At 39.9% G+C, this 26,082-nt stretch carries 24 protein-coding genes and 1 other annotated feature; of the genes, 2 read left to right on the top strand and 22 right to left on the bottom strand.

From position 1 onward, the window contains the following. Nucleotides 1-49: 49 nt before the first annotated feature. Both ruvB and ruvA read right to left on the bottom strand, forming a co-directional pair. A complete protein-coding gene (ruvB, locus tag IGJ52_RS00290; RefSeq protein WP_438791819.1) occupies nt 50-1,066 on the bottom strand; it encodes a Holliday junction branch migration DNA helicase RuvB in 1,017 nt (338 codons plus the stop codon). Between the two features lie 12 nt (nt 1,067-1,078). Beyond that, nucleotides 1,079-1,693 (bottom strand): Holliday junction branch migration protein RuvA, encoded by a 615-nt coding sequence (gene ruvA / locus IGJ52_RS00285; protein ID WP_002359241.1) that lies wholly within the window; start codon nt 1,691-1,693, stop codon nt 1,079-1,081. 218 nt (nt 1,694-1,911) lie between these two features. Here ruvA and IGJ52_RS00280 point away from each other — a divergent pair, with 218 nt between their 5' ends. Together IGJ52_RS00280 and IGJ52_RS00275 are read left to right on the top strand one after the other, a co-directional pair. Beyond that, nucleotides 1,912-2,898 carry an LLM class flavin-dependent oxidoreductase gene (locus IGJ52_RS00280; protein WP_016614448.1) on the top strand — a complete coding sequence of 329 codons (987 nt, stop codon included), beginning with the start codon at nt 1,912-1,914 and terminating at the stop codon, nt 2,896-2,898. Between the two features lie 14 nt (nt 2,899-2,912). Continuing rightward, nucleotides 2,913-3,137, top strand: coding sequence for a DUF896 domain-containing protein (locus tag IGJ52_RS00275; protein ID WP_241708932.1), 225 nt, complete (start codon nt 2,913-2,915; stop codon nt 3,135-3,137). 48 nt (nt 3,138-3,185) lie between these two features. Here IGJ52_RS00275 and IGJ52_RS00270 read toward each other — a convergent pair whose 3' ends face one another. The 20 genes from IGJ52_RS00270 to IGJ52_RS00175 form a co-directional block, all read right to left on the bottom strand. Next, nucleotides 3,186-4,865, bottom strand: coding sequence for a peptide ABC transporter substrate-binding protein (locus IGJ52_RS00270; RefSeq protein WP_438791818.1), 1,680 nt, complete (start codon nt 4,863-4,865; stop codon nt 3,186-3,188). Nucleotides 4,866-5,000: 135 nt separating this feature from the next. After that, nucleotides 5,001-8,990, bottom strand: a complete 3,990-nt coding sequence (locus tag IGJ52_RS00265; protein WP_438791817.1) for a 5'-nucleotidase C-terminal domain-containing protein — start codon at nt 8,988-8,990, stop codon at nt 5,001-5,003. 440 nt (nt 8,991-9,430) lie between these two features. Next, entirely contained in the window at nt 9,431-10,816 is a 1,386-nt protein-coding gene (gene glmU, locus IGJ52_RS00260; RefSeq protein ID WP_002356067.1) for a bifunctional UDP-N-acetylglucosamine diphosphorylase/glucosamine-1-phosphate N-acetyltransferase GlmU, read from the bottom strand. Between the two features lie 201 nt (nt 10,817-11,017). Beyond that, the gene (gene purR, locus IGJ52_RS00255) at nt 11,018-11,839 is read right to left on the bottom strand and encodes a pur operon repressor (protein WP_002381336.1); all 822 of its coding nucleotides are present in this window, start codon (nt 11,837-11,839) and stop codon (nt 11,018-11,020) included. A 143-nt stretch (nt 11,840-11,982) separates the two neighbouring features. Then, nucleotides 11,983-12,822 (bottom strand): metal ABC transporter permease, encoded by an 840-nt coding sequence (locus IGJ52_RS00250; protein ID WP_002383493.1) that lies wholly within the window; start codon nt 12,820-12,822, stop codon nt 11,983-11,985. A gap of 161 nt (nt 12,823-12,983) precedes the next feature. Next, nucleotides 12,984-13,676: an ATP-binding cassette domain-containing protein gene (locus tag IGJ52_RS00245; protein WP_202254134.1), complete on the bottom strand. Its 693-nt coding sequence runs from the start codon at nt 13,674-13,676 to the stop codon at nt 12,984-12,986. 25 nt (nt 13,677-13,701) lie between these two features. Further along, on the bottom strand, nt 13,702-14,655 hold the full coding sequence (locus IGJ52_RS00240) for a metal ABC transporter substrate-binding protein (RefSeq protein ID WP_002383496.1): 954 nt from the start codon (nt 14,653-14,655) through the stop codon (nt 13,702-13,704). Nucleotides 14,656-14,822: 167 nt separating this feature from the next. Then, on the bottom strand, nt 14,823-15,674 hold the full coding sequence (gene ispE, locus IGJ52_RS00235) for a 4-(cytidine 5'-diphospho)-2-C-methyl-D-erythritol kinase (RefSeq protein WP_002356061.1): 852 nt from the start codon (nt 15,672-15,674) through the stop codon (nt 14,823-14,825). A 180-nt stretch (nt 15,675-15,854) separates the two neighbouring features. Continuing rightward, complete coding sequence (locus tag IGJ52_RS00230; protein WP_002383497.1) at nt 15,855-16,157, bottom strand: Veg family protein; 303 nt, start codon at nt 16,155-16,157, stop codon at nt 15,855-15,857. Nucleotides 16,158-16,214: 57 nt separating this feature from the next. Beyond that, on the bottom strand, nt 16,215-16,781 hold the full coding sequence (locus IGJ52_RS00225) for a sigma-70 family RNA polymerase sigma factor (RefSeq protein ID WP_002356059.1): 567 nt from the start codon (nt 16,779-16,781) through the stop codon (nt 16,215-16,217). A gap of 85 nt (nt 16,782-16,866) precedes the next feature. Further along, nucleotides 16,867-17,397 (bottom strand): NYN domain-containing protein, encoded by a 531-nt coding sequence (locus tag IGJ52_RS00220; RefSeq protein WP_002383499.1) that lies wholly within the window; start codon nt 17,395-17,397, stop codon nt 16,867-16,869. 14 nt (nt 17,398-17,411) lie between these two features. Continuing rightward, nucleotides 17,412-18,269 (bottom strand): 23S rRNA (guanosine(2251)-2'-O)-methyltransferase RlmB, encoded by an 858-nt coding sequence (gene rlmB / locus IGJ52_RS00215; RefSeq protein WP_002378685.1) that lies wholly within the window; start codon nt 18,267-18,269, stop codon nt 17,412-17,414. After that, nucleotides 18,259-18,657, bottom strand: a complete 399-nt coding sequence (locus IGJ52_RS00210) for a Mini-ribonuclease 3 (RefSeq protein ID WP_002356056.1) — start codon at nt 18,655-18,657, stop codon at nt 18,259-18,261. The genes rlmB and IGJ52_RS00210 overlap by 11 nt, the downstream gene beginning before the upstream one ends. After that, nucleotides 18,654-20,066, bottom strand: coding sequence for a cysteine--tRNA ligase (gene cysS, locus IGJ52_RS00205; RefSeq protein WP_002370606.1), 1,413 nt, complete (start codon nt 20,064-20,066; stop codon nt 18,654-18,656). Before cysS ends, IGJ52_RS00210 begins: the two co-directional genes overlap by 4 nt. Next, nucleotides 20,059-20,598 (bottom strand): serine O-acetyltransferase EpsC, encoded by a 540-nt coding sequence (epsC, locus tag IGJ52_RS00200; RefSeq protein ID WP_002356054.1) that lies wholly within the window; start codon nt 20,596-20,598, stop codon nt 20,059-20,061. The genes cysS and epsC overlap by 8 nt, the downstream gene beginning before the upstream one ends. A gap of 64 nt (nt 20,599-20,662) precedes the next feature. After that, nucleotides 20,663-20,869: a binding site (T-box leader), on the bottom strand. Continuing rightward, a complete protein-coding gene (gene gltX, locus IGJ52_RS00195) occupies nt 20,868-22,325 on the bottom strand; it encodes a glutamate--tRNA ligase (protein ID WP_010706819.1) in 1,458 nt (485 codons plus the stop codon). (Overlaps the previous feature by 2 nt.) A 52-nt stretch (nt 22,326-22,377) precedes the next feature. Then, a complete protein-coding gene (gene ispF / locus IGJ52_RS00190) occupies nt 22,378-22,851 on the bottom strand; it encodes a 2-C-methyl-D-erythritol 2,4-cyclodiphosphate synthase (RefSeq protein ID WP_002367570.1) in 474 nt (157 codons plus the stop codon). An 18-nt stretch (nt 22,852-22,869) separates the two neighbouring features. Then, the gene (locus tag IGJ52_RS00185; protein ID WP_002383500.1) at nt 22,870-24,015 is read right to left on the bottom strand and encodes a PIN/TRAM domain-containing protein; all 1,146 of its coding nucleotides are present in this window, start codon (nt 24,013-24,015) and stop codon (nt 22,870-22,872) included. 100 nt (nt 24,016-24,115) lie between these two features. Beyond that, nucleotides 24,116-25,486, bottom strand: coding sequence for a DNA repair protein RadA (radA, locus tag IGJ52_RS00180; protein ID WP_002356050.1), 1,371 nt, complete (start codon nt 25,484-25,486; stop codon nt 24,116-24,118). A gap of 78 nt (nt 25,487-25,564) precedes the next feature. Further along, the gene (locus tag IGJ52_RS00175) at nt 25,565-26,050 is read right to left on the bottom strand and encodes a dUTP diphosphatase (RefSeq protein WP_002361472.1); all 486 of its coding nucleotides are present in this window, start codon (nt 26,048-26,050) and stop codon (nt 25,565-25,567) included. Nucleotides 26,051-26,082 lie beyond the last annotated feature (32 nt).

Genomic DNA, 26,082 nt, shown 5'->3' with positions numbered 1-26,082 from the left:
GAAACAAAAGAAAGCAAGCGGTTAAGGCTTGCTTTCTTTTGACTTATTTTTAATTTTTATGACCCTCTAAATAATCATACCCAAAATGTGCATACGCAAATGGCGTTGCAATTCGTCCTCGTGGTGTTCGTTTAATGAAACCTTTTTGAATAAGATAGGGTTCATACATATCTTCCACCGTTTCGGTTTCTTCACCGATATTTACAGACAAGGTACTTAAACCAACTGGACCGCCGCCGTATAAATCAATCATTGTTTTCAACAATTTTTGATCGACATAATCCAAGCCTTGATGGTCCACTTGCAGCAAGGTTAACGCTTTGTCTGCAATCGCTCGGTCGATTTTGCCATCTGATTGGACTTGAGCAAAATCACGGACACGTTTTAACAAACGGTTAGCAATTCGGGGGGTCCCTCTCGAGCGGCGCGCAATTTCAAAGGCACCTTCCTCAAAAATCTCCGTTTGAAAAATATCCGCGGAACGGAGAACGATTTCTTTTAAATCCTGCTCTTGATAATACTCCATGTGAGAAATAATCCCAAAACGATCTCGTAATGGCGCTGAAAGCATCCCTGCCCGTGTGGTAGCTCCCACTAAAGTAAAAGGCGGTAACGGAAAATGAACGGGATGTGCCGTGGTTCCTTGACCGACCATGATATCAATGTAAAAATCTTCCATTGCGGAATACAGCATTTCTTCCACCACTCGCGGCAAACGATGAATTTCATCGATAAATAACACATCACCAGGCTCTAATTCGTTCAAAATAGCGACTAAATCTCCCGCCCGTTCGATGGCTGGTCCACTTGTGGTACGAATGTTCACATTCATTTCATTGGCGATGACCATCGCCATTGTCGTTTTCCCTAAACCTGGCGGACCATAAAGAAGGGTATGATCCAACGCTTCATTCCGATTTTTCGCCGCTTCAATATAAATCGTTAGTTCTTGTTTTACTTTGTCTTGACCAATATATTGTGCTAAAAATTGTGGACGTAACGATTTTTCAATTGAAGCTTCTGCTTCTTGACTTGTAGCTGAAAGCAACCGTTCTTCTTCTGTCATCGTTATTCCTCCTTAGCGTTTCATCATGAATTTTAACGCATTGCTTAAATAAACATCTGTCGTTGTCTCACCTAACGCTTCCAATTGCTTAGTGATACGCTTAATCTCTCGGTCACTGTAGCCTAGGGCACTTAATGCTTCTAACGCTTCTGCCAATGCTTGATTGCTTGTTGTCACCGCTTCGGTTGCGGTCATGGCCGCAACCGCTGCTTCGGAAGACTCTAATTCGCCTAATTTTCCTTTTAAATCTAAAATCATTTGTTGGGCTGTTTTCTTGCCAACACCTGGGAACTTCGTTAAATATGTAACATCTTCCCCTTCAATTGCATTGATTAAACCACCATGATCAGCCACAGAAGCCATGATAGCTAAGCCACTTTTAGGGCCAATTCCAGAGACACTGATTAATTTTAAGAACAATTGTTTTTCTTCTAAACTGCCAAAACCAAATAAAAGTTGTGCATCTTCCCGCACGACTTGGTGAAGATATAGTTTAATATCCGTATCCATTTTTCCTGAATAGCGATACGGGTTATCGACTGAAATCTGATAGCCAATGCCATTTGTTTCAACGACAATATAGTATGGGCTAACAAACGTTACTTTTCCAATAATATATTCGTACATGTTGTCACCTTTCCAATTGCTGATTGCGTACATATGTTCCATTTTAACACAAAGCATCAAAAAGCCATAGTGGAGAATTTTTTATCATCGACCTTGGCTACATCTATTTGTTACTTTTCGCTCACTAGGGAATTAAAAAGTGCGTACTATTTTTTTTGACATGTTTGCGTAATAATAGCGGTAGCTTCAAAAAAACAACCAAAAAGGAGACTACATACATGAAATTAAGTATCTTAGATCAATTAACGGTTCCTAAAAATCAATCAGCAAGCGACACATTACAAGAAGCCAAAGAACTCGCTCAATTAGCGGAAAAACTTGGTTACACAAGAATTTGGTATGCCGAACATCACGGCTCAGACGCCTTTGCCAGTGCAACGCCAGAAATTTTAGTTGCACATATTGCTAGTGCCACCGAAAAAATTCGTGTTGGCGCGGGTGGCATCATGACCATGCATTATGCGCCATTTAAAGTCGCAGAAACGTTTAAAACGTTAGTAGCTTTATATCTTGATCGAATCGATTTAGGCATGGGCCGCTCGCCTGGTGGCAGCCCATTAACTACGTTGGCGTTAAATAATGGTCAGCCACCACAACTAGATCAATTTGATAAATTACCTGAAATTTTACTCTTTTTAAAAGAGGAATTTCCTGAAGATCATTTATATTCTAAAATTTCAGCTGTTCCGCGGGAAGTTCTATTACCACAACCTTGGTTACTAGGTGCTAGTAAAGAAAGCGCACGTTCAGCTGGTGAATATGGCATTAATTTTTCCTTTGCACAGTTTATTCATGGACATTTGTCCAAAGAAGTATTGTCAGCATATTACAAGCATTTCCGACCAGTAACTGAACAACAAGAGCCTCAAGTGAGCGCTGCGTATTTCACTTTTGCCGCCGACACGAAAGAAGAAGCAGAATACCATGCGGCTAGTTTCGAGCATTATATCTTTGCCACCGAACATGGGCTTCCTAATAAATTTTTATCGCCAGAAGAAGCCCTAGCTTTCCCTTACAGTGAAATGGACAAACTGGTTTTAGAACAGAATAAACAACGCTTTGTCATTGGTAGTAGCCAAGAAGTTGCGGAGTTTTTCCACCAACAAGAAGAACTAGGGTTGACAGAAGCAATGCTAATCACCCCAGGTTATGACAAACAAACGCGCTTTCAATCGTTTGAACGCCTAGCAAAAGAATTATTATAGAAAGGAAATGAGAAATGTTAGAGGTTTTAAAAAGAATTAATACGCTTGCACAAAAAGAGCGTGAACAAAGTTTAACATCTGAAGAACAAGCTCTTCGTGTCGATTTGCGACAAGAATATTTGCGAACCATTCGTGAACAATTCAATAAAACATTAATGGGCGTCACTATTTATGATCCTACTGGTGAAGATGTAACCCCAGAAAAATTAAAAGAAGAACAGCAGAAATATTTTGATTAAAAGAGACACAGAACAGTCGATTTGACTTGTTCTGTGTCTCTTTTTTAACTACTCTTCTGTTACATATGTCCACTTATAATCATATTGTGCACCAGCACCATGGGCAACGACACCTTTTACTTCTTTACTGCGTAGATGGGCAGTCGCCTTTTGATAAAGTGGGGCTAAAGCGGTCTCTTCACCAATCAATAACTTCTCAGCCTTAACCATGTCTTCCCAACGTTTTTCAGGATCTGAAGCATCTCTTGTGGCTGAAGCCTCGATCAACTCATCGTAGGCTTTACTTGAAAAACGCCCGCGATTATAGTTATTACCAGTAACAAAAAGGTCTAAGAAACTACTTGGATCTGCGTAATCCGCAGCCCAACCACCTAAGATTGTCTCAAAATCGCCGCGACTGCCTCGATCAATTCGAACTGAAAACGGCACTGGGCTCACTGTTACATCAATGCCCTCTAAAGTATCCTTTAACGTACCTTGAATATATTCCGCTAACTTTTTCGTAGAATCGACATCATCGGCAACAATATCCATTTTGAGTGTTGTTATGCCCAATTCTTTCTTAGCTTTTGCCCAATGTTCTTTTGCTTTTTCTGGGCTATATTCAACAATTTTTTTATTTTCATCAGCAAAATCTTTGTCATCTGTCGGCGAATACGACATCCCTTCTGGAATTAAGCCGGTAGCGACTACTGAGCCGTCGCCTAAAATTTTATCTACTAATGCGTTGCGATCAATCGCTGCTGAAATTGCTTTGCGTAAATTCACATTATTATACGGTGAATTTTTATCTCGCTGATTAAATTCCAAATAGCTGGTTCGTGCTTCTTTTTCGATAACCAATTCTGGATCCTTCGCCATTTGCTGGGCCAATTCGCCACTTAAAATAACATCGTCTGCTTGACCATCTTGGAATAAGTTCAAGGCAGTTGGCGCCTCCTTGACAACATCAAAATTGATTTTATCTAATTTGACATTGTCTTTATCCCAATAGTTTTCATTTTTTTCCAAAGTCCAATTGGTATCTGAGCCAGCCCCTTCAAAGTTAGCTAAGACAAACGGACCATTATAGACTGCTTTTTCACTGGAAGCAGCGTAATCTTTGCCATATTTCTCTACGGTTGCTTGATGTTGCGGGAAAAATAGTGGAAAGGCCAGTAAATAATCAAAATATGGTGTTGGTTTTGCCAGTTTAATTTCTAGCTCGTAATCTCCGTTTGCTTTAATGCCTAATTCAGAAACTGGTTTCTTACCAGCTACAATGTCTGCACCGTTTTCAATCATTTCTAGAAAATAAGCATACTCAGCGCCAGTCTGAGGATCTGCTGTACGTTGCCAACTAAAAACATAATCGGCAGCTGTGACAGGATCACCATTGGACCATTTTGCTTCTTCTCTTAGTTTCACTGTGTACGTCAGACCATCATCACTGACTTGCACTTTTTCTTTAGCTCCTGCTGGTTGCGGCTTGCTTTTATCATCTAAACGATAAATTCCTTCATACGCATTATTCAGTGCCGTAAAACTAATTGTATCTGTTCCTAAAGATAAATCTGCAGAAGGCATTTCTTGTTGAACCACTACTTTAAATTCTTGTTTAGCGGCAGTTTTCTCTGATCCGCCCTTTGCTTTTTCGGCGCCAGCTCCCCCATCACCACCACAAGCAGCTAAAACTAATAGCGTTGTTAAACTTAACCCGATAAGTCCTTTTATACGTTTACTTTTCATGCCTTTCTCCCTTCACAGAAAAAACTCTTCATTTTTTAATTTTTGGAATATTCTTATAATACTAAAATTAAAAACAAATGGCAAGCATTAAAATAAAAAAAGAACCAATCCCGAAGGACGGTTCTTAAAAAATGACTAACTAGCTTTGTTACATCGTTTATAAATATACCAGCCAGAAGAAGAAAGTCCAACGAACAGTAAACCATATAATGCAAGCGTTTCTGTTTCTGTACCCGTTTTAGGTAAAAAGCCGCCATACTTTTTCTTCTCTGTTACGGATGGATTGCTCTGTCTTGCTCCCGCTTGGTTTTGTTTATTGGTTGCTACTGGTGTTTCTGGTGTTGGTTTCGGGTCTGATTTTGGATCTGGTTTTGGATCTGGTTTTGGATCTGGTTTTGGATCTGGTTTTGGATCTGGTTTTGGCGTCTCTCCTCCACCGATTAACTCTTTGTAAGCTTCTTCCGAAATAGAAACAATTCGTTCGCCTGGGAATGGTTCTTTATATTGTGCTAAATCAATCGTCGTTGCTGCACGATACAACCGCAAGCTGGTTGCACTTTTCAAGTATTCAATTAAGACAGCATCTAGTGAAATCCCTTCTTCTCGTTCACCACCTAGCATATCGTAACCATCACCACCAGCAGCTAAGAAATCATTGGTAGCCATCCGGTATTGTTTCTTCTCATCCAATGGTTCAAACTTTTGTGTTTGCCGATTTTTAATTTCTATTCCTAATACGCGACTACCGACAATCGTTTGTCCTGTTTCATTGCCTTCGTCACTAGCCAAGCGAGTACCTGGTTTTGTGGAATCATAGTGGATACGAATGGAGCTTGAAACATGTAGGAAACCACCATTTGCGCCAAGTTTTGGTTGGCCAGCATCATCTAGTAAAATTGTGCCATTCTCATCTTTTTGTGGAATCGAACGAACAGACATTTCAAACATTTCTTTAACTTGAGCGCCGGTTACTTGAATTTGCGCAATGCTATTGCCAAAAGGTAACACAGCAATGACATCCCCAACTTTAATCGGTCCTTGCTTAATATCAGCGCGAATGCCGCCACCATTAGTTACTGCAAAATCAGCAGGTTGACTAAACGCGTCTTGACCATATGACATAATTGCATCACCAATCAAATTCCCTAAGTTGGTCTCTCGTGTGCGCACATTTTCTCGTTGTCCATCCAATGTGAATGGAATATAATCGACAATTACTTTTTCATTTTCAGCGTTAAAATTCGTTCGTGCTTCATCAACGATGGCTTTAACTGCCGGGTTTTCTGGCAATCCTAGCAACTCTTCTGCTGGAATCAATTTTGCTGCTTTCTTAGTTGGTTCATTCTCTGGTGCTGTGACAATTCCAACATTATTTAAATAATTACCTGTTTGAGCATAGATCACTTTGCCATAACGTTTGCCACTTTCGACGGCTGTATGCGAATGTCCATCAATCACATTAATATCTAACTCAGGATATGTTTGACTAAGGGTTTCTGCTAGCGTATCACCACGCCAGATATGCGGCGTCGTTTCATCTACGCCTAAATGCCCAGTAACCACGAAAGCTTGAATATCCGCGTACTTCTCTTTAATTTCATTAATCACCGCTTCTACTTCTGGAATCGGGTCTTTAAATGTCACCTTCTCTACGTTTTTCGGGTGTGTTTTCGTTGCTGTTTCTGGGGTCGTCACACCTACAATGGCAAACTTTTTCCCGGCTTTTTCTACGATTGTATACGGATCAAAAACCCTTCCACTGCCATCTTTGTAATACGTATTACTAGATAAAATCGGAAAATTCAGTTGGTCTTTATAACCTAGTGCAATCTCTAAACCAAAATCAAACTCGTGATTTCCCACCGCCATGGCATCATAACCAACTTCATTCATTGCTTTGGCCATATCCGCGCCTTTGGAGAAATTGGAGATTGGTAATCCTTGGAAAACATCCCCTGCATCCACCATCAAGGTTGGGTTTTCTTGGTCTTTAAAAGTTTTTAGACGCGCCATACCTAATTCGCCTTTCCCTGCTTCTAATCGTCCATGAACGTCATTTGTATGCATAACGGTATATGCATTATCTAAATCAAAGCCCGCATTACGGACATCTTGTTTCGTAATAGCGGCGGCGTTTGGTGTACGTCCATCAGGAGAAGTCGGAATTTGAAGAGTGCCGTCATTCACTAATTCGATTGCTTTGGCACGCCATTTTTCATCAAAATTTGTCCCAATAATTGACCAATTTCGTTCGATTTCTTGTTCTGGATCAAGCGTTCCTTTTTTCTTAATATAATCAACAATCATTCCTCGTAAGGTTTCTGGATCAGAATTTTTAATAGGTTCCCCTACTTGAATCCCTTGGCTAGCTAAACCGCCGTAACGATAATTATTCATAGCAAGCGTATATTCTTTGGCAGGATCCAACGGTTGGCCGTCAATTTTCGCATCTACAATTCGTTCACCCACTGGTTTTGAAATGTCAATCTTGTAGTCCACTCCAGAAATCATGTCATAGTTATATACACGAATGTTTGGATTAAAACTAATGGTCAAATCATCTGGCTGTGTTTGGTTATAGTACGCCCCTTGTTTTTCTAAATACTTCAGTAAGTTTTCACCGTTAATGGGAACACTCACTAAGGTATTCGGGTATTTGTAGATATCAAAAATCGTGGCATAGGAAATCTTCCCCGCAGGTAATTTACTGTCGTATTTAAACAGCGCTGCCGCACTTAATTGTGCACCTGTCACTTCTTTTTGAACGTTATTAATTAAAGAAATCATCGCTGTTGGTTGTAATTGTGCTTCGGGAATTCCTTTAATTTCTTGTTTTGGTAAAAAATCAGCTGTTGCTGTGCCGATCTCCTCCTGAATAAACGCTCGCGTTTGCTCATGGTATTCTTTTGTCGCTGCCTTAACTGCTTCATCTGCTGGAACATTCGTTGTTGGTACAATCGTTGCTGTACCTTCTTGCACTTCCCACTTATCGGCATTTTTAGCAACTGAAAGATCAATTTTGACAACCTCTGTCCCCGTATCTTTCGGTCCCCCTACCGGTACAGTTTTTCCATTCGGCGCTGCTCCTTGCTTGGTAAAAGAAAGGTGGTCATGACCCAGAATATACGCATCAATCCCCGCGACATTTTCAATTACTTGGTCGGCGCTGGCAGCCGGATCACTATTTTGTTGTCCCGCATGAATCGAGGCAACAATAATGTCAGCCTGATCGTTAGCTTTCAACTCAGTAACTGCTTTTTCTGCTTCTTCTTTCAAAGGTAAAAAATTAAGCGAAGTAACACGAGGGCCATCCCAGAAAGGAATGTGCGGAATTGTTAAGCCGATAATCCCAACTTTTAAATCTGGCTGCCCATCTTGATTAAAATCAAGTTCCTTCGTGGTAGTCCCTTCAACAAAACGAAGACCATCTTCCTTATTGTAGGTATTCGCAGACAAGATTGGAAAAGTGGCTTCTTGTTGAATTTTTTTGATTAACGGTAAACCAAAATTAAACTCATGATTCCCCAAAACCATTGCATCATACTTCATCACATTCATGGCGGTAATCATTGGATGGGTCTTTTCATTCACTAAAGGCGCTTTATTATACAAGTCATCTGTTAAAATAGTGCCTTGAATATTGTCGCCATTATCAATTAAAACGGTGCCTGCTGGGTTTTGTGCCCGGACTTGGTTGACGACTGTACTTACTTGGGACAAACCAACTGGTAGTTCTTTATCATCTTCATAAGACCAATTCCATAATTGACCATGAACATCTGACGTACCTAAAATTGTTATTTTTTGCGGCGTGCTCGTTTCTTCTTTTTCAGCGGTTGACGTTTCTAAATTCGTCGTCTCTGTTGGTGCTGTGGTTTCTTGTGACTGCTTGACACTGTCACTCGTAGCCTGATTTGGTGCTTCTTGTTTGATGTCTGTTGTTTCCTGTGTAATGACTGGTTCTTGTTTTCTACTTGAATCGGTGGTACTTGTTACTGCTTCTGAACTTTGTTGACTCGTTGTTTCTACTGCATATGCCGTACTAGTAACGCTTGGCGCTATCAACGCAACAGCCATTAAAAAATGCATGCCCCACTTCACTTTTTTAAAGCTCAACTTTTTCACAAATTTCCTCCTTGTGTTTCAACCCATTTGCAACAAACAATTGTCAAAGTAACAAACAACAAAAAGAGCCTTCCCCCATCACGCTGCTCTTCTTTTCCTATCATAATATATCCGTTAAATAAAAAACAGTAAATTCCGTTAAAATAAGATGTTTTTCCTGTAAATTGTTTTTATTTTTGGACAATACAGCGGATTTGTTTGTGAAAAAAATAGTAATTTTGACCAAAACACGAACTTTATAAAAAAGAAAGTCTTTTTATATTGGAAAAGCAGAACAAAAACTATTTTTTTGAAAAAAATAACTAAAAATACCGAACAAACAGCATTGGTCTAGTCCTTGAATGCCTCTAAACAAATATTAGCAGCAATTGGTCTAGTCTTTAAGGAGGAAAAAGAACGCTCTTTTGCTTAAGCAAAAGAGCGTTCTTTTTTATTTGAGGTTAATCCTTCATGTAAGGTAACTTTTTAGCATAGCCTTCTTTATTCACTTGACGTGCCCGGGCAATCGCCAAATCTTCTGAAGGGACATCTTCTGTGATAGTTGAACCAGCAGCAGTCACCGCATGATCACCAATCGTGACTGGCGCAACAATGTTCGTTGCAGAGCCAATAAACGCGTGATCACCCACGACTGTTTGGTGTTTATTTTTGCCATCATAATTAACAAAAACAACGCCGCAACCGACATTAATATCTTTGCCTAATGTTGCATCACCAACGTATGTTAAATGGCCCACTTTTGTTCCTTCATCGATTGTTGCATTTTTTACTTCCACGAAGTTACCAATGTGTACGTTTGCCCCCACATCTGCTTTAGGACGTAAATGTGCATACGGACCCACATCGGCCCCCTCGCGAACCACACTTTCTTCAATCACAGACTGTTTAACAACCACTTGATTGCCGATGTGACTATCAACGATTTCTGAATGTGCGCCAATCAAGCAATCTTCGCCAATCACTGTTTTTCCTTTGATAGTGACTCCCGCTTCAATGACTGTGTCTGAACCAATTACCACACCTTCATCAATATACGTTGTATCTGGATCAATAAATGTAACACCATTTCGCATATGCATTTCATTTAAACGACGATGCATAATTTTATTAGCAGTGGATAAAGCGACGCGATCATTTACACCCATTGCTTCGTCAAAGTCTGCCATTTGGTAAGCAGCGACAGCTTTGCCTTCTTTTTTCAAAATTTCAATGATATCTGTTAAATAGTATTCCCCTTGTGTATTGTTTGTATCTGTTTTCGCTAACGCTTCAAACAATGATTCATTATCAAAACAGAAGGTTCCTGTATTAATTTCTTGAACACGTGCTTCTTCTTCACTGGCATCTTTTTGTTCCACGATTCGTTCAACAATGCCCACATGATCACGAATAATTCGACCATAGCCTGTTGGGTCTTCTGCATGCGCTGTTAAAATAGTCGCACTTGCATTCTTACCTTGATGGTAATCGAATAAATTTTTCAAGGTTTCCGCAGTTAATAACGGCGTATCCCCTGTAATAACTAATGTTGTTCCTTGTTTACCACCTAATAACTCTTGTGCTTGCATGACTGCATGCCCAGTTCCCAATTGTTCAGCTTGTAAGGCATATTGACTACGTTCGCCTAAATGGCTTTTAATCATTTCCGCCCCATGTCCAACGATTGTCACGATTTCTGTTGGTTCTGTTTGTTCTACCTGATCTAAAATATGTTCGACCATTGGTTTACCAGCAACTGGATGCAATACTTTATAAAGTTTAGATTTCATGCGTGTTCCTTTACCAGCTGCTAAAATAATTGCGTATCTATTTTCCACGTTTGCCACCTCAAATTAACTAAATTGTTTGATTTTCTTCTAAATCGTCCTCATTATACCTTTTCTAGTTTATCTTACTCTTTTGTCTTTTTCAACAAAATAAGGCATTTAAAAGGTAGACCAATTTATTTTCTCATCTTTTTTTAAAGGAATAAAACAGAAAAAAAGAACCTGAAAATGGAATGGACCATTTTCAGGTTCTTTTTCAAATTATTTCTCTGTGAAATAGTTTCCTGGGACTACGCTAATCGTTTTTGTTTGTGTATCCACATCTTCCACATATAATAGCGAAGTGTAGTCATCGATTGCACGACGGCCATTGAATTTTGACTCAGCAAAAACGGTAATGCCCACAAGTTCTGCTTCAAATTCTTCAATCATACTCTTCATACCATTGACGGTGCCGCCGCCTTTCATGAAGTCATCCACGACTAAAACTTTTGAGCCGCGTTTTAAGCTGCGTTTTGAAAGTTCCATTTTTTCGATACGTTCTGAAGACCCTGATACATAGTTCACGCTCACCGTTGAACCTTCAGTAATCTTAGAATCGCGACGAACAATCACAAACGGAACATTTAAGTAATAAGACACAGCTTGCGCAATTGGCACTCCTTTGGTCGCAACGGTCATTACCGCATCAATTTGTTTGCCTAAATATTTAGAAGCAATAATCCGGCCCACTTGTCTTAATAAATTCGGTTCCCCAAGTAAATCTGAAAGATAAACATAACCCCCAGGTAATAAGCGATCTTGTTCTGACAAACGATCACACAAATCCATAATCAACTGCTCCGCTTCCTCATAAGGAATTTCAGGGATAAAGCGGACACCGCCTGCAGCGCCTGGAATCGTTTCTAAAATACCTGTTCCACGTTCTTTAAATGTTTTTTTAACAATTGCTAAATCTTCACTAATGGAAGACTTGGCAGATTGGTATCGGTCAGCAAAATATGTCAAAGAAACCAATGTATGGGGATGATCTAAAAGATATTGGGTCATATCGATTAATCGTTCACTTCTCCGAATTTTCAAATTCGTCACTCCTTTTCATTCTATCGTTCCTTATTATAAGGGGTTTAACCGAAAAATTCGAGGATTTTTTTCAAATAACTGAAAATAGTTCGCCATTTCTTTTAAAAAAAAGAAATAAAGGAGAAAAACTTTCGTTTTTCTCCTTAGTTTCTTTGCATTTTTTGTTTTCGTTGGACCATAACAACCACTCGGCGATAAATATTGACTAATAAGAATAAACCAATAAAAATTAGGGTAATGCTTGCACTCGGTGGTGTTTCCAAATAATACGAGCTAGTCAACCCTGTTAGCATGCCAATCAAGCCCATAAACACACTGATGATGATTACCGTGTTGAAGCCTTTACCAATTCGCATACCTATCGCAGCTGGTAAGACCATAATTGCTGAAATTAACAAGGCTCCCGCGATCGGAATCATCACAGCAATCGCCACACCAGTAATTACATTAAAAAGCATCGACATCCAATGAATAGGTAGCCCATCAACATGAGCAGTATCTTCATCAAATGTTAAAACATACATTGGGCGTTTAAATAACATAAACAATAGAACTAAAACTACGAATAAAATTGCCAACATAACCACTTGATCCCACGTAATCGTGACGATGGAACCAAATAAATACGATTGAATACTAGCAGCTGAATTGCCTCCTGTTAAATTCATTAAAACTAACGCCAAAGCCAAACCGCCTGACATTAAAATAGCAATCGAAATTTCTGAATAGGTGCTATAAATCATTCGTAAATATTCTAGAATGATTGCAGCCACAATCACGACAATTAAGGTCATTAAATTAGGATTCCAATTAAAAAAGAAGCCTAGTGCCACACCGGCTAATGACACATGTGAAAGGGTATCTGCCATTAAAGATTGTCGGCGAATAACTAGAAAGACGCCGAGCATTGGAGCAATCACTGAGATAAACAGTGCTGCTAAAAAGGCTTTTTGCATAAATGCATAAGAAAGCATTTCTGCCATACGATTCACTCCTTACCGCTAAAATGAACACTACCATTGTAGCGACGTTTAAGCGAATTAATTTTTTAATTCCTGCTTATTTTTTAAATTTTTCCAACATTTCTTTAAGCTGTTCCTAGGCTTTCGTTATTATCGAGCCAGATAACGTTTTATTGGAAAATTTACGTATACGATTCTTCACTCATATGGAAGCAACGCCATTTCGAATCTTCTTTGCGGACAAGACGAATTTGACGATCTACATAGGTTTTGATATCTTCATGATCATGCGTAATCATCAAAATAGCTTTTCCATGTTCATGCGCACTGTGTTGCAACAATTGATAAAATTCGTTTCGCGATTGTTCATCCATACCTGTTGTTGGCTCATCTAAAATAAACAAATCTGGATCAGTCGCAAACACTCGTGCTAAACTAATTCGTTGCTTTTGCCCGCCAGAAAGCTCGCCAATTCGTTTGTGGCGCATTTCCCACATGTCCACTGATTTCAAAGCTTTTTCCACATGAAGATGATCTTTTTTCGACAACGGTTTGAACCAACGATTTCTGGGAAAACGACCTGAACGTACTAATTCAATGACGGTGCTAGGAAAGCCCGCATTGAAAGAAGCGACTTGTTGTGGAATGTAGCCAATGCTGATTTTTTCACCAGCACTATTTTTTTTAGCGACCGTAATTTTGCCACTTGTTGGTTTTAATAACCCTAAAGTACTTTTGATCAGCGTTGACTTGGCAGCGCCATTTTCTCCTGTTAAAATAACGAATTCCCCTGGATCAACATAATAAGAAACATCTTCTAAAACAGGTTCATCATCATAATAGAAGGTTAAATTTTCGACTTCAATATAATGCATAAGTTGGCTCCTTTCTGTTGCCAGATTAATGAATGCTTTTTTGTAAAGCGGCGAGGTTTTCTTTCATGACAGACACATAGTTCTCGCCTGCTTCTTGTTCTTTTTGAGTTAAACTCTCTAAAGGATTCAATACGGCTAATTCGACGCCTGTCTCATCTGCCAATGTTTTGGCTACTTTTGTAGAAGCCGATGCTTCAAAATAGATCACAGAAACATTGTTTGTTTTAATATATTTTTTTAATTCGGCTAAACGACTTGGCGAAGGTTCTTGGTCTGGAGAAATCCCAGCAATCGGTTCTTGGGTCAAGTCATATTGTTTTGCCAAATAGCCAAATGCAGCATGTTGCGTCACAAAGGTCCGATTTTTAGCGCCTGCAAATGCAGCTTGGTATTCCTTATCTAGCGCAGTCAATTTTTCCAAATAAGCAGCGGTATTTTTTTCAAATACGGCTTTTTTCTCAGGATATTTTTTGATAAGCGCATCCCGAATCGCTATCACTTCTTTTTGCGCTAACACGGGATCTAACCAGACATGCGGATCCAGTTCGTGAGAATGGTTATGGCCTTCATGACCTTCTTCGCCAGATTCTTCCTCTTCTGTTCCTTGCATCAATTGAATGGATTGACTGGCTTCCACGATTGAAACTTTTTTCGTGTCCAAGTTTTCAATAACATTCGGAACCCAAGTTTCTAGCTCTTTACTATTATAAACAAAGACATCCGCATCAGTAATTTTCGCTAAGTCTTTTGCGCTTGGTTCATAATCGTGTGGTTCCGTTCCAGCTGGAATCAACAGCTCAACCTCTCCCTCATCACCAACGACTTGTTTTGCGAAGTCGTACATCGGATAAAAAGTAGTCATTACCGTGAGCTCTTTCTTCTCTTTTGGCGATTGTGTGGTTTGCCCACAACTAGCTAAAAGAAAAGCGCTGATTGCTAAAGTAACGCCGATTATCAAACGGCGGTAGATTTTCGTCATGTTCTGTCCTCTTTTCGATTTACCTATTATAAACCGTAATATTTACGATTTGCCAGGAATAATGTACCAAATGGATCACGGGACGTCAAGGAATAAATTTAAAAAAACAACAGAGCGTGGGACAAAAATCCAAAGTGATTTTTGTCCCACGCTCTGTTGTTTTTTATTTATTTCAATGTCCGAACCAAATAAACTTCTTCGCAAAAGCCTTTGAGTCCATTATAAATCCGTTGTGCTCGTGTTTTCTTTTCACATAAAGCAAAGACTGTCGGTCCACTGCCGCTCATCAACGCTGCATCAGCGCCGTACTTCAGCATGCGATCCTTGATTTGTTGCACGATTGGATGTCTGGCAATCGTGACACTTTCCAACGCATTGCCGACCGTCTGGGTCATCCCAGTATAATCACCATTTTCAATAGCTATTCTTAGTCCAGCAATATCTGGATGGTGCAATTCATCTACCGCTAAATCATTAAAAACGGTACTAGTAGATACACTAATTCTTGGTTTAACTAACACAATCCAACATTGAGGCATGGTCGGTAATGCTTCAATTTTCTCCCCACGTCCGTTTGCAAAGGCTGTTCCGCCCCTTAAACAATAAGGAACATCCATACCAATTTGGCTACCAATTTCACAGAGTTCGTCCATCGTCAACCCCAGATTCCACAGCTTGTTCAAGCCTCGTAATGCTGCGGCACAGTCACTGCTACCACCTGCTAAACCAGCTGCCACGGGGATACGTTTTTCAATATATATTTTAATTCCTTTATGAATATTATAGGTACGCTTTAATAAGTCAACTGCTTGATAGACATGATTCCGTCGATCCACGGGTAAAAAAGAGCTGTCCGTTTCAATACGAATGATGTCTTCTTCTAGATTTTCAAAAGTTAAATGATCGGCTAAATCTACACTTGCAAAAATAGATTCAACTTCATGATAGCCATCCACACGTTTATGCAGAACATCTAACCCAAGATTAATTTTCGCAGGAGCTCGTTCGATTATTTCCATCGGTTCCCTGATTCACCTTCCTTAATCTTTTGTCTACCAACATTTTAATCTTTTAGATTCTATCATATGTCCATGAAGAAGTACACCGAAGATTGCTCTTTCTCTGACGACAGATGGCTGAAATTAAAAAGAGCTTAGGAACGAAGGGCTCTTCCTTCACTCCTAAGCGGACTTTCTAAATTATACGGCTTGACCGATGAATTCGATTTCAACGGTGCGTGTTAAAACATCTGAATAGCTATAAGATACACGTTCAAATGAGTTCTCGTCTGGATCCAAGTCAACAACAAAAACAGATGGATAAGTCTCCGTTAAGATTCCTTTACGTTCTGTTTGGCGCTTTCTTCCAGTCTGAGCAACTAACATAATTTCACTGCCGATACGGCCTTCCAAATCTTTCTTAATTGACGATAACGTTGTTGGCATTGCATTCACCTCGAGAAACATTATATCACTTTTTTTAAAAAATTTCAAGTTTATCATACTAGAAGTCTGTTTGCAACTACTTTTGCTCGACAAACCGGCTGTTTTGTCGAATTTTTATTCATTTTCTAATGTATATTTCATTTTTGCTTTGGCACGATCATAGGCACTTCGGACAGCTGAAAAAGTTCCCCCACGTACTTTAGCGATTTCTTCTAACGTGTAGCCTTTTAAGTATGCGTTTAAAATTTGTTGTTCCAACGAGGAAAGACGTGTCGGAAAAGCTGCCAATTTTTCTTGAATCATTAATTGACCTAATGGATCGGTGGCCGCTGTCCCTAAATAGTCCACTAACTCTTCACCAGCGCTTTCTAAGCGTTGTTCCAGAGAAATAGACAAGGTATCTGTTCGTCGCTTATAGGCGCATTGATGGCGAATTAAGCTATGTACGTGATTTTCAAAATTTCGTTTAAAAAACTTTCCTAATGATGCTTGTTTTTCTGAATCAAATCGTTCTAACGTCCGAAAGAAGACAATTCGCCCTTCTTGAAGCCAGTCCTCAGTATCATAATCTTTTAAATAGTATTTTTTCATGCACTTATAAATCACTGGCTGATATTGCCCATATAAAGCTTGAAATTGTTCTTGGTCTCCTGCTAATGCTTGTTGAATCTGTTCTAACATAAAAAGCCCTCCTTTTCGATAAACGTATCGAATGATTTAGGAGAGCATAGCATGTTAGAAATTTATGACTTAAGCGAACATTTGTTTAATCTTTTTTTTGAGACAATTCTTCTAGCTTCTCAGAAAGTTTTGATAACTGCTCCACGTTCCATGGAGAATTTCGACGAAATTGCTGAAAATGGATATCCGTTGCATGAATGGCAATCGTCTTTTCTGTTTTCTGGACAGCTTTGTAAAGTTCATTGGCCGAAGTCCGCAATGCACCTTGTGAAAAGACCACCCATTGTTCAGCCAAATCACTCGTTGCGACTGTTACTTGCGTTAAACGATCATTTTTTTCACCAGCTAGACGTTCAATATAACTATCTGCTGTTTCATCTTCTTTGGTGAAAACCACGGTCAAAAGGTACTTTTTGTACGTTTGCTGAATACCTGGGACTAATTGGGCATCAAAGACCACAATGATTTCCACCCCTTCATATTTGGCATAATTGGACAGACGACTAAGAAGCAGTTCACGCGCATCCTCTAAACGCTCTTGCTTTTTCAACTGGACCAATTCTGGCCAAGCACCAATCATGTTATAGCCATCAACGATTAACAATTGTTTTTTCATACAATCGCCTTCTTCTATAATGGGTTGCGGCCACGATAGACTTCATACATTAGCAAGCCTGCAGCCACACCAGCGTTTAAGCTTTGAACGTGTCCAGTCATTGGAATCGTTAATAATTCATCCACTTCTTTATGAAGACCTTGACTCATGCCACGACCTTCATTTCCGATGATTAAGGCAATTGCGCCTTGTGTATTCCAGCGACGATAATCCGTCCCAGACATATCTGTACCAAAAATCCAAAATTGATTCTCTTTTAGCGTTGCAATACTTTGCGCTAGATTCGTTACACGAGCCACTGGAATATGTTCCACGGCCCCTGTTGACGCTTTGGTTACGGTTGGTGTAATTCCCACTGCGCGATGTTTCGGAATGATAATACCGTCCACGCCTGTCGCATCAGCTGTTCGCAAAATTGAGCCAAAGTTATGTGGGTCCTCTAGACTGTCTAAAATTAGGAAAAATGGTGTTGCTGTCTTTTCTTTTGTTTGTTCCAATAATTCTTCTAAAGTTAAATATTGATACGCTGTGATTGCTAAAACCATGCCTTGATGCACGCCGTGATCACTCATCGTATCTAATTTTGCTTTAGGCACCCATTTGACTGGAACCGCCTGTTCTTTCGCTGCTTGTTTTAATTGCTCAATTTTCTCGCCACGAGCATCTTCTTGTAAAAACAATTTATTCCCGCGTCCTTGCTGCAACGCCTCAACAGTGGCATGGAAACCAAAGACAAAGTTATCTGCTAGCTCTTCTGAGGTTCCATCAGCACCTGCTGTCGCTGGTCGTGGGTTCCGTTCTTTTGAACGCTTGTCTGAACGCTCTGGACGTTTCTTACCTTTTTTAAAAGGACGAGATTTTTCATTTTTCATTGGTTTCACCTACTTTCTTGATACACCAGTTAATTAATTCTTCTAAACGTTCTTTTTGTTGTGTTAAATGTAAATAACCCATCAAGGATTCGAAACCGGTCGCTACCCGATAGGTCGTCACATCAGCATTTTTAGCAAAGGTGTGACTTTTAGCATTCCGACCGCGTTTGTACATCACTTCTTCTTCCTCCGTTAGCATTTCTCCCGCTAACATCGCTTGCATTAAGCTTGCTTGGGCTTTTGCTGACACGTAGTGTGTCGCCATGCGATGCAAAACATTCGGTTTCGTTTGTCCCAAGGAAACTAAATAATCACGAATGTAAATTTCATAAATCGCATCGCCAACATAGGCCAAAGCTAAACCGTTTAATTGTTTGTAATCTCTCATTCACTTCTTCTCCATCTCGTTCCTTGCGGAGTATCTTCTAAAACAATGCCTTGTTCTTTTAATAAATCGCGGATTTCATCACTTCGGGCAAAATCACGGTCTTTCCGTGCTTGGTTCCGTTCTTCAATTAACGCATCGACTTGTGCATCCACTAATTCTTCGTTTTTAAAGAATAAACCAAAAATAGCTAACCAGCCACTGAAAAGCTTATCCATCGCCACTAGAACTGGTTCCGAAACTGTCGCTTGTTCACTGTACTGATTCATCATCTTCGCTAATTCATAAACGACCGTAATCCCGTTAGCTGCATTGAAATCATCGTCCATTTCCGTAATAAAACGTTGTTCTAATTCGTTTAATTGCGCTAAATAGTGTTCATCCTCTGGCAAACTTGCGACCGCATCTGCTTGTCTAAATCGTAAATTTTCAAACGCATTTTTCAATTTTTGATAATTGGCTGCTGCCTCTTTTAGAGTGCTTTCGCTATAACGAATCGGGCGACGGTACTGGGTAGTGGACATAAAGAAACGTAAAATTTGCGGATCCACTTTTTGAATCATTTCATGAACAGTAATGAAGTTACCTAGGGATTTGCTCATTTTTTCATCGTCTTCACCAATTGTGACATAGCCGTTATGCATCCAGTAATTGGCAAAGGTATGGCCTGTTTTGGCTTCGCTCTGTGCAATTTCATTCTCATGATGTGGAAATTCTAAATCTTGTCCACCGCCATGAATATCAATCGTCTCTCCCAAGTGTTTTGTCGCCATGACAGAGCATTCAATATGCCAGCCGGGACGTCCTTTCCCCCAAGGAGAATCCCAAGAAATTTCATCTTCTTTGGCACTTTTCCAAAGAGCAAAATCCAATGGGTCTTCTTTTAATTGTTGTTCAACGCCAGTTCGTTGACTTGCCCCCACTTCTAATTCATCAATCGATTGATGGCTTAATTTACCATAATTAGGGAATTTACGGGTGCGATAATACACATCACCTGCGACCTCATAAGCAAAACCTTTTTCAATTAAAACGTCGATAAAAGCTAAGATATCAGGCATGTGGTCCATCACCCGAGGATGTAACGTTGCTGGTTGGACATTCAATGCTTGCGTGTCTTCTTCAAAGGCTTTGATAAAACGCTCCGCCACTTCCGGCGCAGTAATTTTCAATTCTTTGGCTGCCTTGATAATTTTATCATCGACATCTGTAAAGTTCGAGACATAATTCACTTCATACCCACGATATTCAAAATAACGACGAATCGTATCAAAGGCGATCGCACTGCGCGCATTACCGATATGGATATAGTTATACACGGTTGGTCCGCAGACATACATCCGAACTTTATGCGCCTCAATTGGCGTAAATACTTCTTTTTCTCTGGTCAATGTATTATAAATTTTAATCATGCCCTTTTTCCACCTTTCTTCCATTTAGACGAACGACTTTCGCAGGAACACCCACAGCTGTGGCATCTGCTGGGATGTCTGAAATAACAACAGCACCCGCACCAATTTTTGAACGTTCACCAATCACAACTGGCCCTAAAATTTGAGCTCGTGCCGAAATCATCGCTCCTTTTTTCACTGTTGGATGGCGTTTACCCGTATCACGACCGGTCCCACCTAACGTCACTCCGTGAAACAAAACAACATCTTCTTCTATTTCCGCGGTTTCCCCAATCACAATGCCCATGCCGTGATCGATAAAAACTCCCGCACCAATTGTGGCTCCGGGATGAATTTCTACGCCCGTTATGAAACGCCAAAATTGTGCATGAATCTTCGCCAACAAAAACAACTGATGCCTATATAAGAAATGAGACAAGCGATGCCAAAACAGGGCGTGCAAGCCAGGATACGTTAAAAGAACTTCTAGTGTGGTCCGCGCTGCAGGATCGTTTCTTTTAACAGCTGCGACGCTACGTTTCAACCAACTCATAGGGTGAACTCCTTTCTATTATACAAAAATAAAAAACGTCTTTTAAGCAACAAAAAAACGTTGCTTAAAAGACGCCCATGCGTGGTTCCACTTTTCTTCACAAGAACTAGCTCTTGCCTCGATACAGTTAACGCCTGCCGACGTCTTCGGTTACTTTTTTCACCGAAGCCACTCATAGATGCATTTTGACAAAAGATGCTCGCTGTTCTCACCACCCACAGCGTCTCTGAAATCCATCTGATTGTCTACTTCTTCTATTCTTTGTGTTTTTATAACACTTTATTTAAATGATCTAATGCTTTTTCTTTGCCTAATAATTCGATAGTTTCACCTAATTCAGGACCATGCATTTGTCCAGAAACAGCAATTCGAATTGGCATAAACAAGTTTTTGCCTTTAACGCCGGTTTCTTTTTGGACGGCTTTAATCGCTGCTTTAATACTTGGCACATCGAAAACGTCCAAGGCTTCTAATTGTTCTTTAAACGCATGTAACACAGTTGGCACTGTTTCTCCTTGCAAGAATTCTTTCGCAGCATCATCTAAAACTGGATGTTCATTAAAGAACAAGTTTGATAGTTCCACAATTTCAGCTGCATAACTCATTTGTGGTTGATACAAGCTAACTAATTGTTTTAACCATTCGATTTTTTCAGGAGATGGATTTTCTTCAACACGACCGTCAGCGACTAAATAAGGAATACACATATCTGTTAGTTCACTTAAGTCCATTTGTTTCATGTATTGATTGTTAATCCATTCTAATTTTTTCGCATCAAAGGCCGCTGGTGACTTGCTTAAGCGTTGTTCATCAAACAATTTAATCAAGTCTTCTTGTGAGAAGATTTCTTCTTCGCCAACAGGAGACCATCCTAGTAAAGCAATAAAGTTGAACATGGCTTCTGGTAAGTAACCTAATTCACGGTATTGTTCAATAAATTGTAAAATTGTTTCATCACGTTTGCTCAATTTTTTGCCAGTTTCTGAATTAATGATTAAGGTCATATGGCCAAAGACAGGTGGTGTCCATTCAAACGCTTCGTAAATCATTAATTGTTTTGGTGTGTTCGCAATATGATCATCGCCACGTAAAACGTGAGAAATTTTCATTAAGTGATCATCTACTGCAACGGCAAAGTTATACGTTGGCATCCCATCACGTTTTTGGATGACAAAATCGCCACCAATGTTATCTGACTCAAAAGTAATTTCACCTTTTACGATGTCATCAAATTTGTATTCTGTGTTACGTGGCACACGGAAACGAATCACTGGTTCTAGACCAGCCGCTTCTTTGGCTGCTTGTTCAGAAGGTGTTAAATTCGCACAAGTGCCTGCGTAGTGAGGCATTTCCCCACGAGCTTGTTGTGCTTCACGTTCTGCTTCTAATTCTTCTGGCGTACAATAACACTTATACGCACGATTGCTACTTAATAATTGATCAATCAATGGTTGGTAAATTTCTTTACGTTCTGATTGACGATATGGACCATATTCTCCCGGATGAGCAGGTGATTCATCCCATTCCATCCCTAACCATGCTAAGTTTTCCAACTGACTTTTCTCGCCGTCTTCGATGTTCCGTTTTTGGTCGGTATCCTCGATACGAATGATAAATTCTCCGTCATTGTGGCGGGCAAATAAGTAGTTAAATAATGCTGTTCTTGCATTCCCAATGTGCAAGTGTCCAGTTGGACTTGGTGCGTAACGCACACGAACTTTCGTCATGTTCATTCCTCTTTCCATTTTTTAAAAACAGACGGTTTAACGTCGTTTTCAGTTATTTTTCCAATAAAGCAACGGCAATTGCGCCGATTCCTTCTTTTTTACCAACAAAGCCCATCGTTTCCATGGTCGTTGCCTTAATGTTCACTTGTGTGACCGCTAAGTGGCAACTCGCGGCTAGATTCTTTTTCATCTCTGCCAAGTATGGGCTCATCTTTGGCTCTTCCGCTAAAATTGTACAATCAATATTGCCAATAGTAAAGCCCGACCGCCCAACTTTTTCATTTACTTTTTTTAATAAGTTTACAGAATTCGCATTTTTGAACTGCGGATCGGTTTCGGGAAACAGTTGCCCAATATCACCCAGACCAGCGGCACCAAGGATTGCATCAATAATTGCATGTGTTAAAACATCGGCATCTGAGTGCCCTAACAGACCTTTTTCATAAGGAAGAGTAACCCCACCAATAATTAAAGGTCGTTGCGGAACTAATTGATGAACATCAAAACCTTGACCGATTCGAATCATACTAAGTCCTCACTTTGCTTAATTTTTATCGTTTTTAGGATGGTTATCCTTGCGATCATTAATCCCGCGACCCGCATGCGCCGGTTTGGCAAAAATCATACGCCCAGCTGCGGTTTGTAAAGCACTTGTGACGACCACTTCGATTTGCTCATTCATGTAATGCTGGCCATCTTCTACCACAACCATTGTGCCATCATCTAAGTAAGCGACCCCTTGTTGACGCTCTGTTCCAGCTTTTACAACCATCACATTCATCGTTTCACCTGGAATCACCACTGGTTTCACAGCATTAGCTAAAGCATTAATGTTTAAAACAGGCACATTTTGAAATTCAGAGACTTTATTTAAGTTGTAGTCATTGGTCACAACCACGCCATCTAATAATTTTGCTAATTTGATTAATTTACTATCTACTTCAGAGATATCCTCGAAATCTCCGTCATACATCTCAACGGAGATACCTTCTTCTTTTTGTAAAGCATTTAAAATATCTAAGCCACGACGACCTCTCACCCGTTTTAAACTGTCTCCAGAATCAGCAATGTATTGTAATTCATATAAAACAAAGTTAGGGATGAGCAAAACACCTTCTAAAAATCCTGTTTTCGCGATATCGTAGATTCTGCCATCAATGATGACACTGGTGTCTAAAATTTTGTATTTATGGAAGTTGTCTTCCACTTTACGTTCCAACATTTGTCCTTCGGCGTCTTCCGTATTTGCTTTCTTTTGGCGAGGTGTGAAAACTTTTTTCCATTCCTCAATCCGTGTTGTTCCCATTCGGAAACCTAAGTAACCCAGAATAATCATAACTAGAATTGGTAGTAAACTATTCACGACAGGAATTTGTAAGTTGTACATTGGAATGGAGATAATGACGCCAATTGTTAAACCAATGATGGCACCAATACTTCCAAATAATAAATAGGTTAAACTCATTTCATTTAAAGCTGCTTCGATTTTTTTGACAGCGGAAACAATATACTTTGCTAACCCTAAAGATAAAATAAAGAAAATAATTGCACCGATTAATCCGTTCGTAAAGTTATTGTTTAACCAACTGTTATTGCCTTGCTTAGCCATTTCCCAAGCCATGGGGAAAAGAGAAATTCCTAAACTTGCACCAGCAATGATCATCAGCAACGTGATGATTCGTTTTTGCATATAGCCATCCTCCTCGTTTATTTAATAAAGACGTCTAGTGTTGTGGGGCGTATAAAAATCATACGCCACCAACAACCTAAACGGATTATTTCTACTTTCATTATTTAAAAACTTTTCTTAACGTTTCACCAATTGTTGAAACGCCAATAATTTCAATCCCTTCAGGCGCTTCCCAGCCACCAAGGTTATTTTTAGGGACATAGACTTTTGTAAAGCCTAGTTTTTGCGCTTCACGCACTCGTTGTTCAATACTATTCACGCGGCGGATTTCACCAGTTAAACCAATCTCACCAATGAAACATTCTGAAGATGAGGTTCCTTTTTCTTTATAGCTAGAAGCAATACTGATTGCTAACGCTAAATCAATAGCTGGTTCATTAATTTTGACTCCACCAGCCGCTTTTAGATACGCATCCTGGTTTTGTAATAAAAGGCCTGCCCGTTTTTCTAAAACCGCCATGATTAAAGAAACGCGATTAAAGTCCAACCCGGTGGTCGTTCGCTTGGCATTGCCAAACATCGTTGGGGTAACTAACGCTTGGATTTCCACCAAAATGGGGCGTGAACCTTCCATTGCTACCACAATCGAAGACCCAGTGGCTCCTTCTAAACGTTCTTCTAAAAAGACCTGAGAAGGATTCATAACTTCAACCAATCCATGTGTCTGCATTTCAAAAATACCAATCTCATTCGTTGAGCCAAACCGATTTTTGACAGCCCGTAAAATTCTAAAGGTGTGATGCTTATCTCCTTCAAAATAAAGAACCGTGTCTACCATATGTTCCAACATCCGTGGCCCTGCGATAGACCCTTCCTTCGTTACGTGTCCGACAATAAAAATGGCAATCCCATTCGTTTTTGCCAGTTTCAATAATTCGGCAGTTGTTTCTCGGACTTGACTGACACTACCAGCAACGCTGGTAACATCTGGCTGCGTCATTGTTTGAATCGAGTCAATAATGACATAATCTGGTTCTAATTTTTCAATGGCTCGTGATATTTCGTGCATATCTGTTTCTGCGTATAAGTAAAATGTCTCGTTGACGGTGCCTAGACGCTCCGCTCGTAATTTAATTTGCTCAGCACTTTCTTCACCAGAAACATATAAAACCGTGCCACCTGTGGCTGCTAATTGTTGCGATACTTGTAAGAGCAATGTTGACTTACCAATTCCGGGATCGCCACCGATTAAAACTAACGAACCTGGGACAACGCCACCACCTAAAACCCGATTCAGCTCCACTAATTCAGTTTTTACACGAGGCTCTTTTTTAGGTACGACTTCAGATAGCCGTTGTGGTTGTGTCTTTTTACCAGTCAAACTTACTCTAGCACGACGATCAGAAGTATCTTGAATAACCTCTTCCACCATCGAATTCCATTGTCCACAATTAGGACAGCGGCCGAGATATTTTGGAGACACATACCCACAGCTTTGACATTCAAATTGAACTTTTGCTTTTTTTGCCATGTAGAATCTCCTTATCTGTTGTTTATTTTAACATTTATTAAATGGTTTGAATAACGTTGCCTACTGAAAAAATGGGCTTTATTTTTGTCCAGACGAACCAAAACCGCCCGTTCTTTCTGCCTCGACTTGGTCATCATCCGCTAATAAAAACGGCTTAAAAATCCCTTGGCCAATTCGTTCACCTTTTTCAATGACAACATCTTCATATCCAAAGTTTAAAAATTGGAACATGATATGTCCTTCGTTATTCTCGTTATTATAATAATCACTGTCAATGACTCCGACACCATTCGCTAAAAGTAGGAACCGTTTTAGCGGGTTCGAAGAACGACTCACCAATTCTAAATATTCAGAATCAGGCATATACGCCTTAATTCCTGTTTTAACTAAAATTGGTTTGGGATTTTCTCCAGCTTGTTGTAACTTCCAAAGACTTGGTACAACGACCGTTTCGGCTGCTTGAAAATCATACCCAGCGGCACCTTTTGTTGCTCGTTGTGGGACACTCAAGCCCTCTTCTTGATACTTAGAAATAATCTCAAAACCACGTTGTTTCATATTCATTCTCCCCTACTGTCTAAACTACTCCTATTTTA

The organism is Enterococcus sp. DIV1758 (assembly GCF_051711985.1).
Classification (GTDB): domain Bacteria; phylum Bacillota; class Bacilli; order Lactobacillales; family Enterococcaceae; genus Enterococcus; species Enterococcus faecalis.
The sequence above is the reverse complement of the archived record's forward strand: the minus strand, read 5'-3'. Positions and strand labels throughout refer to the sequence as shown.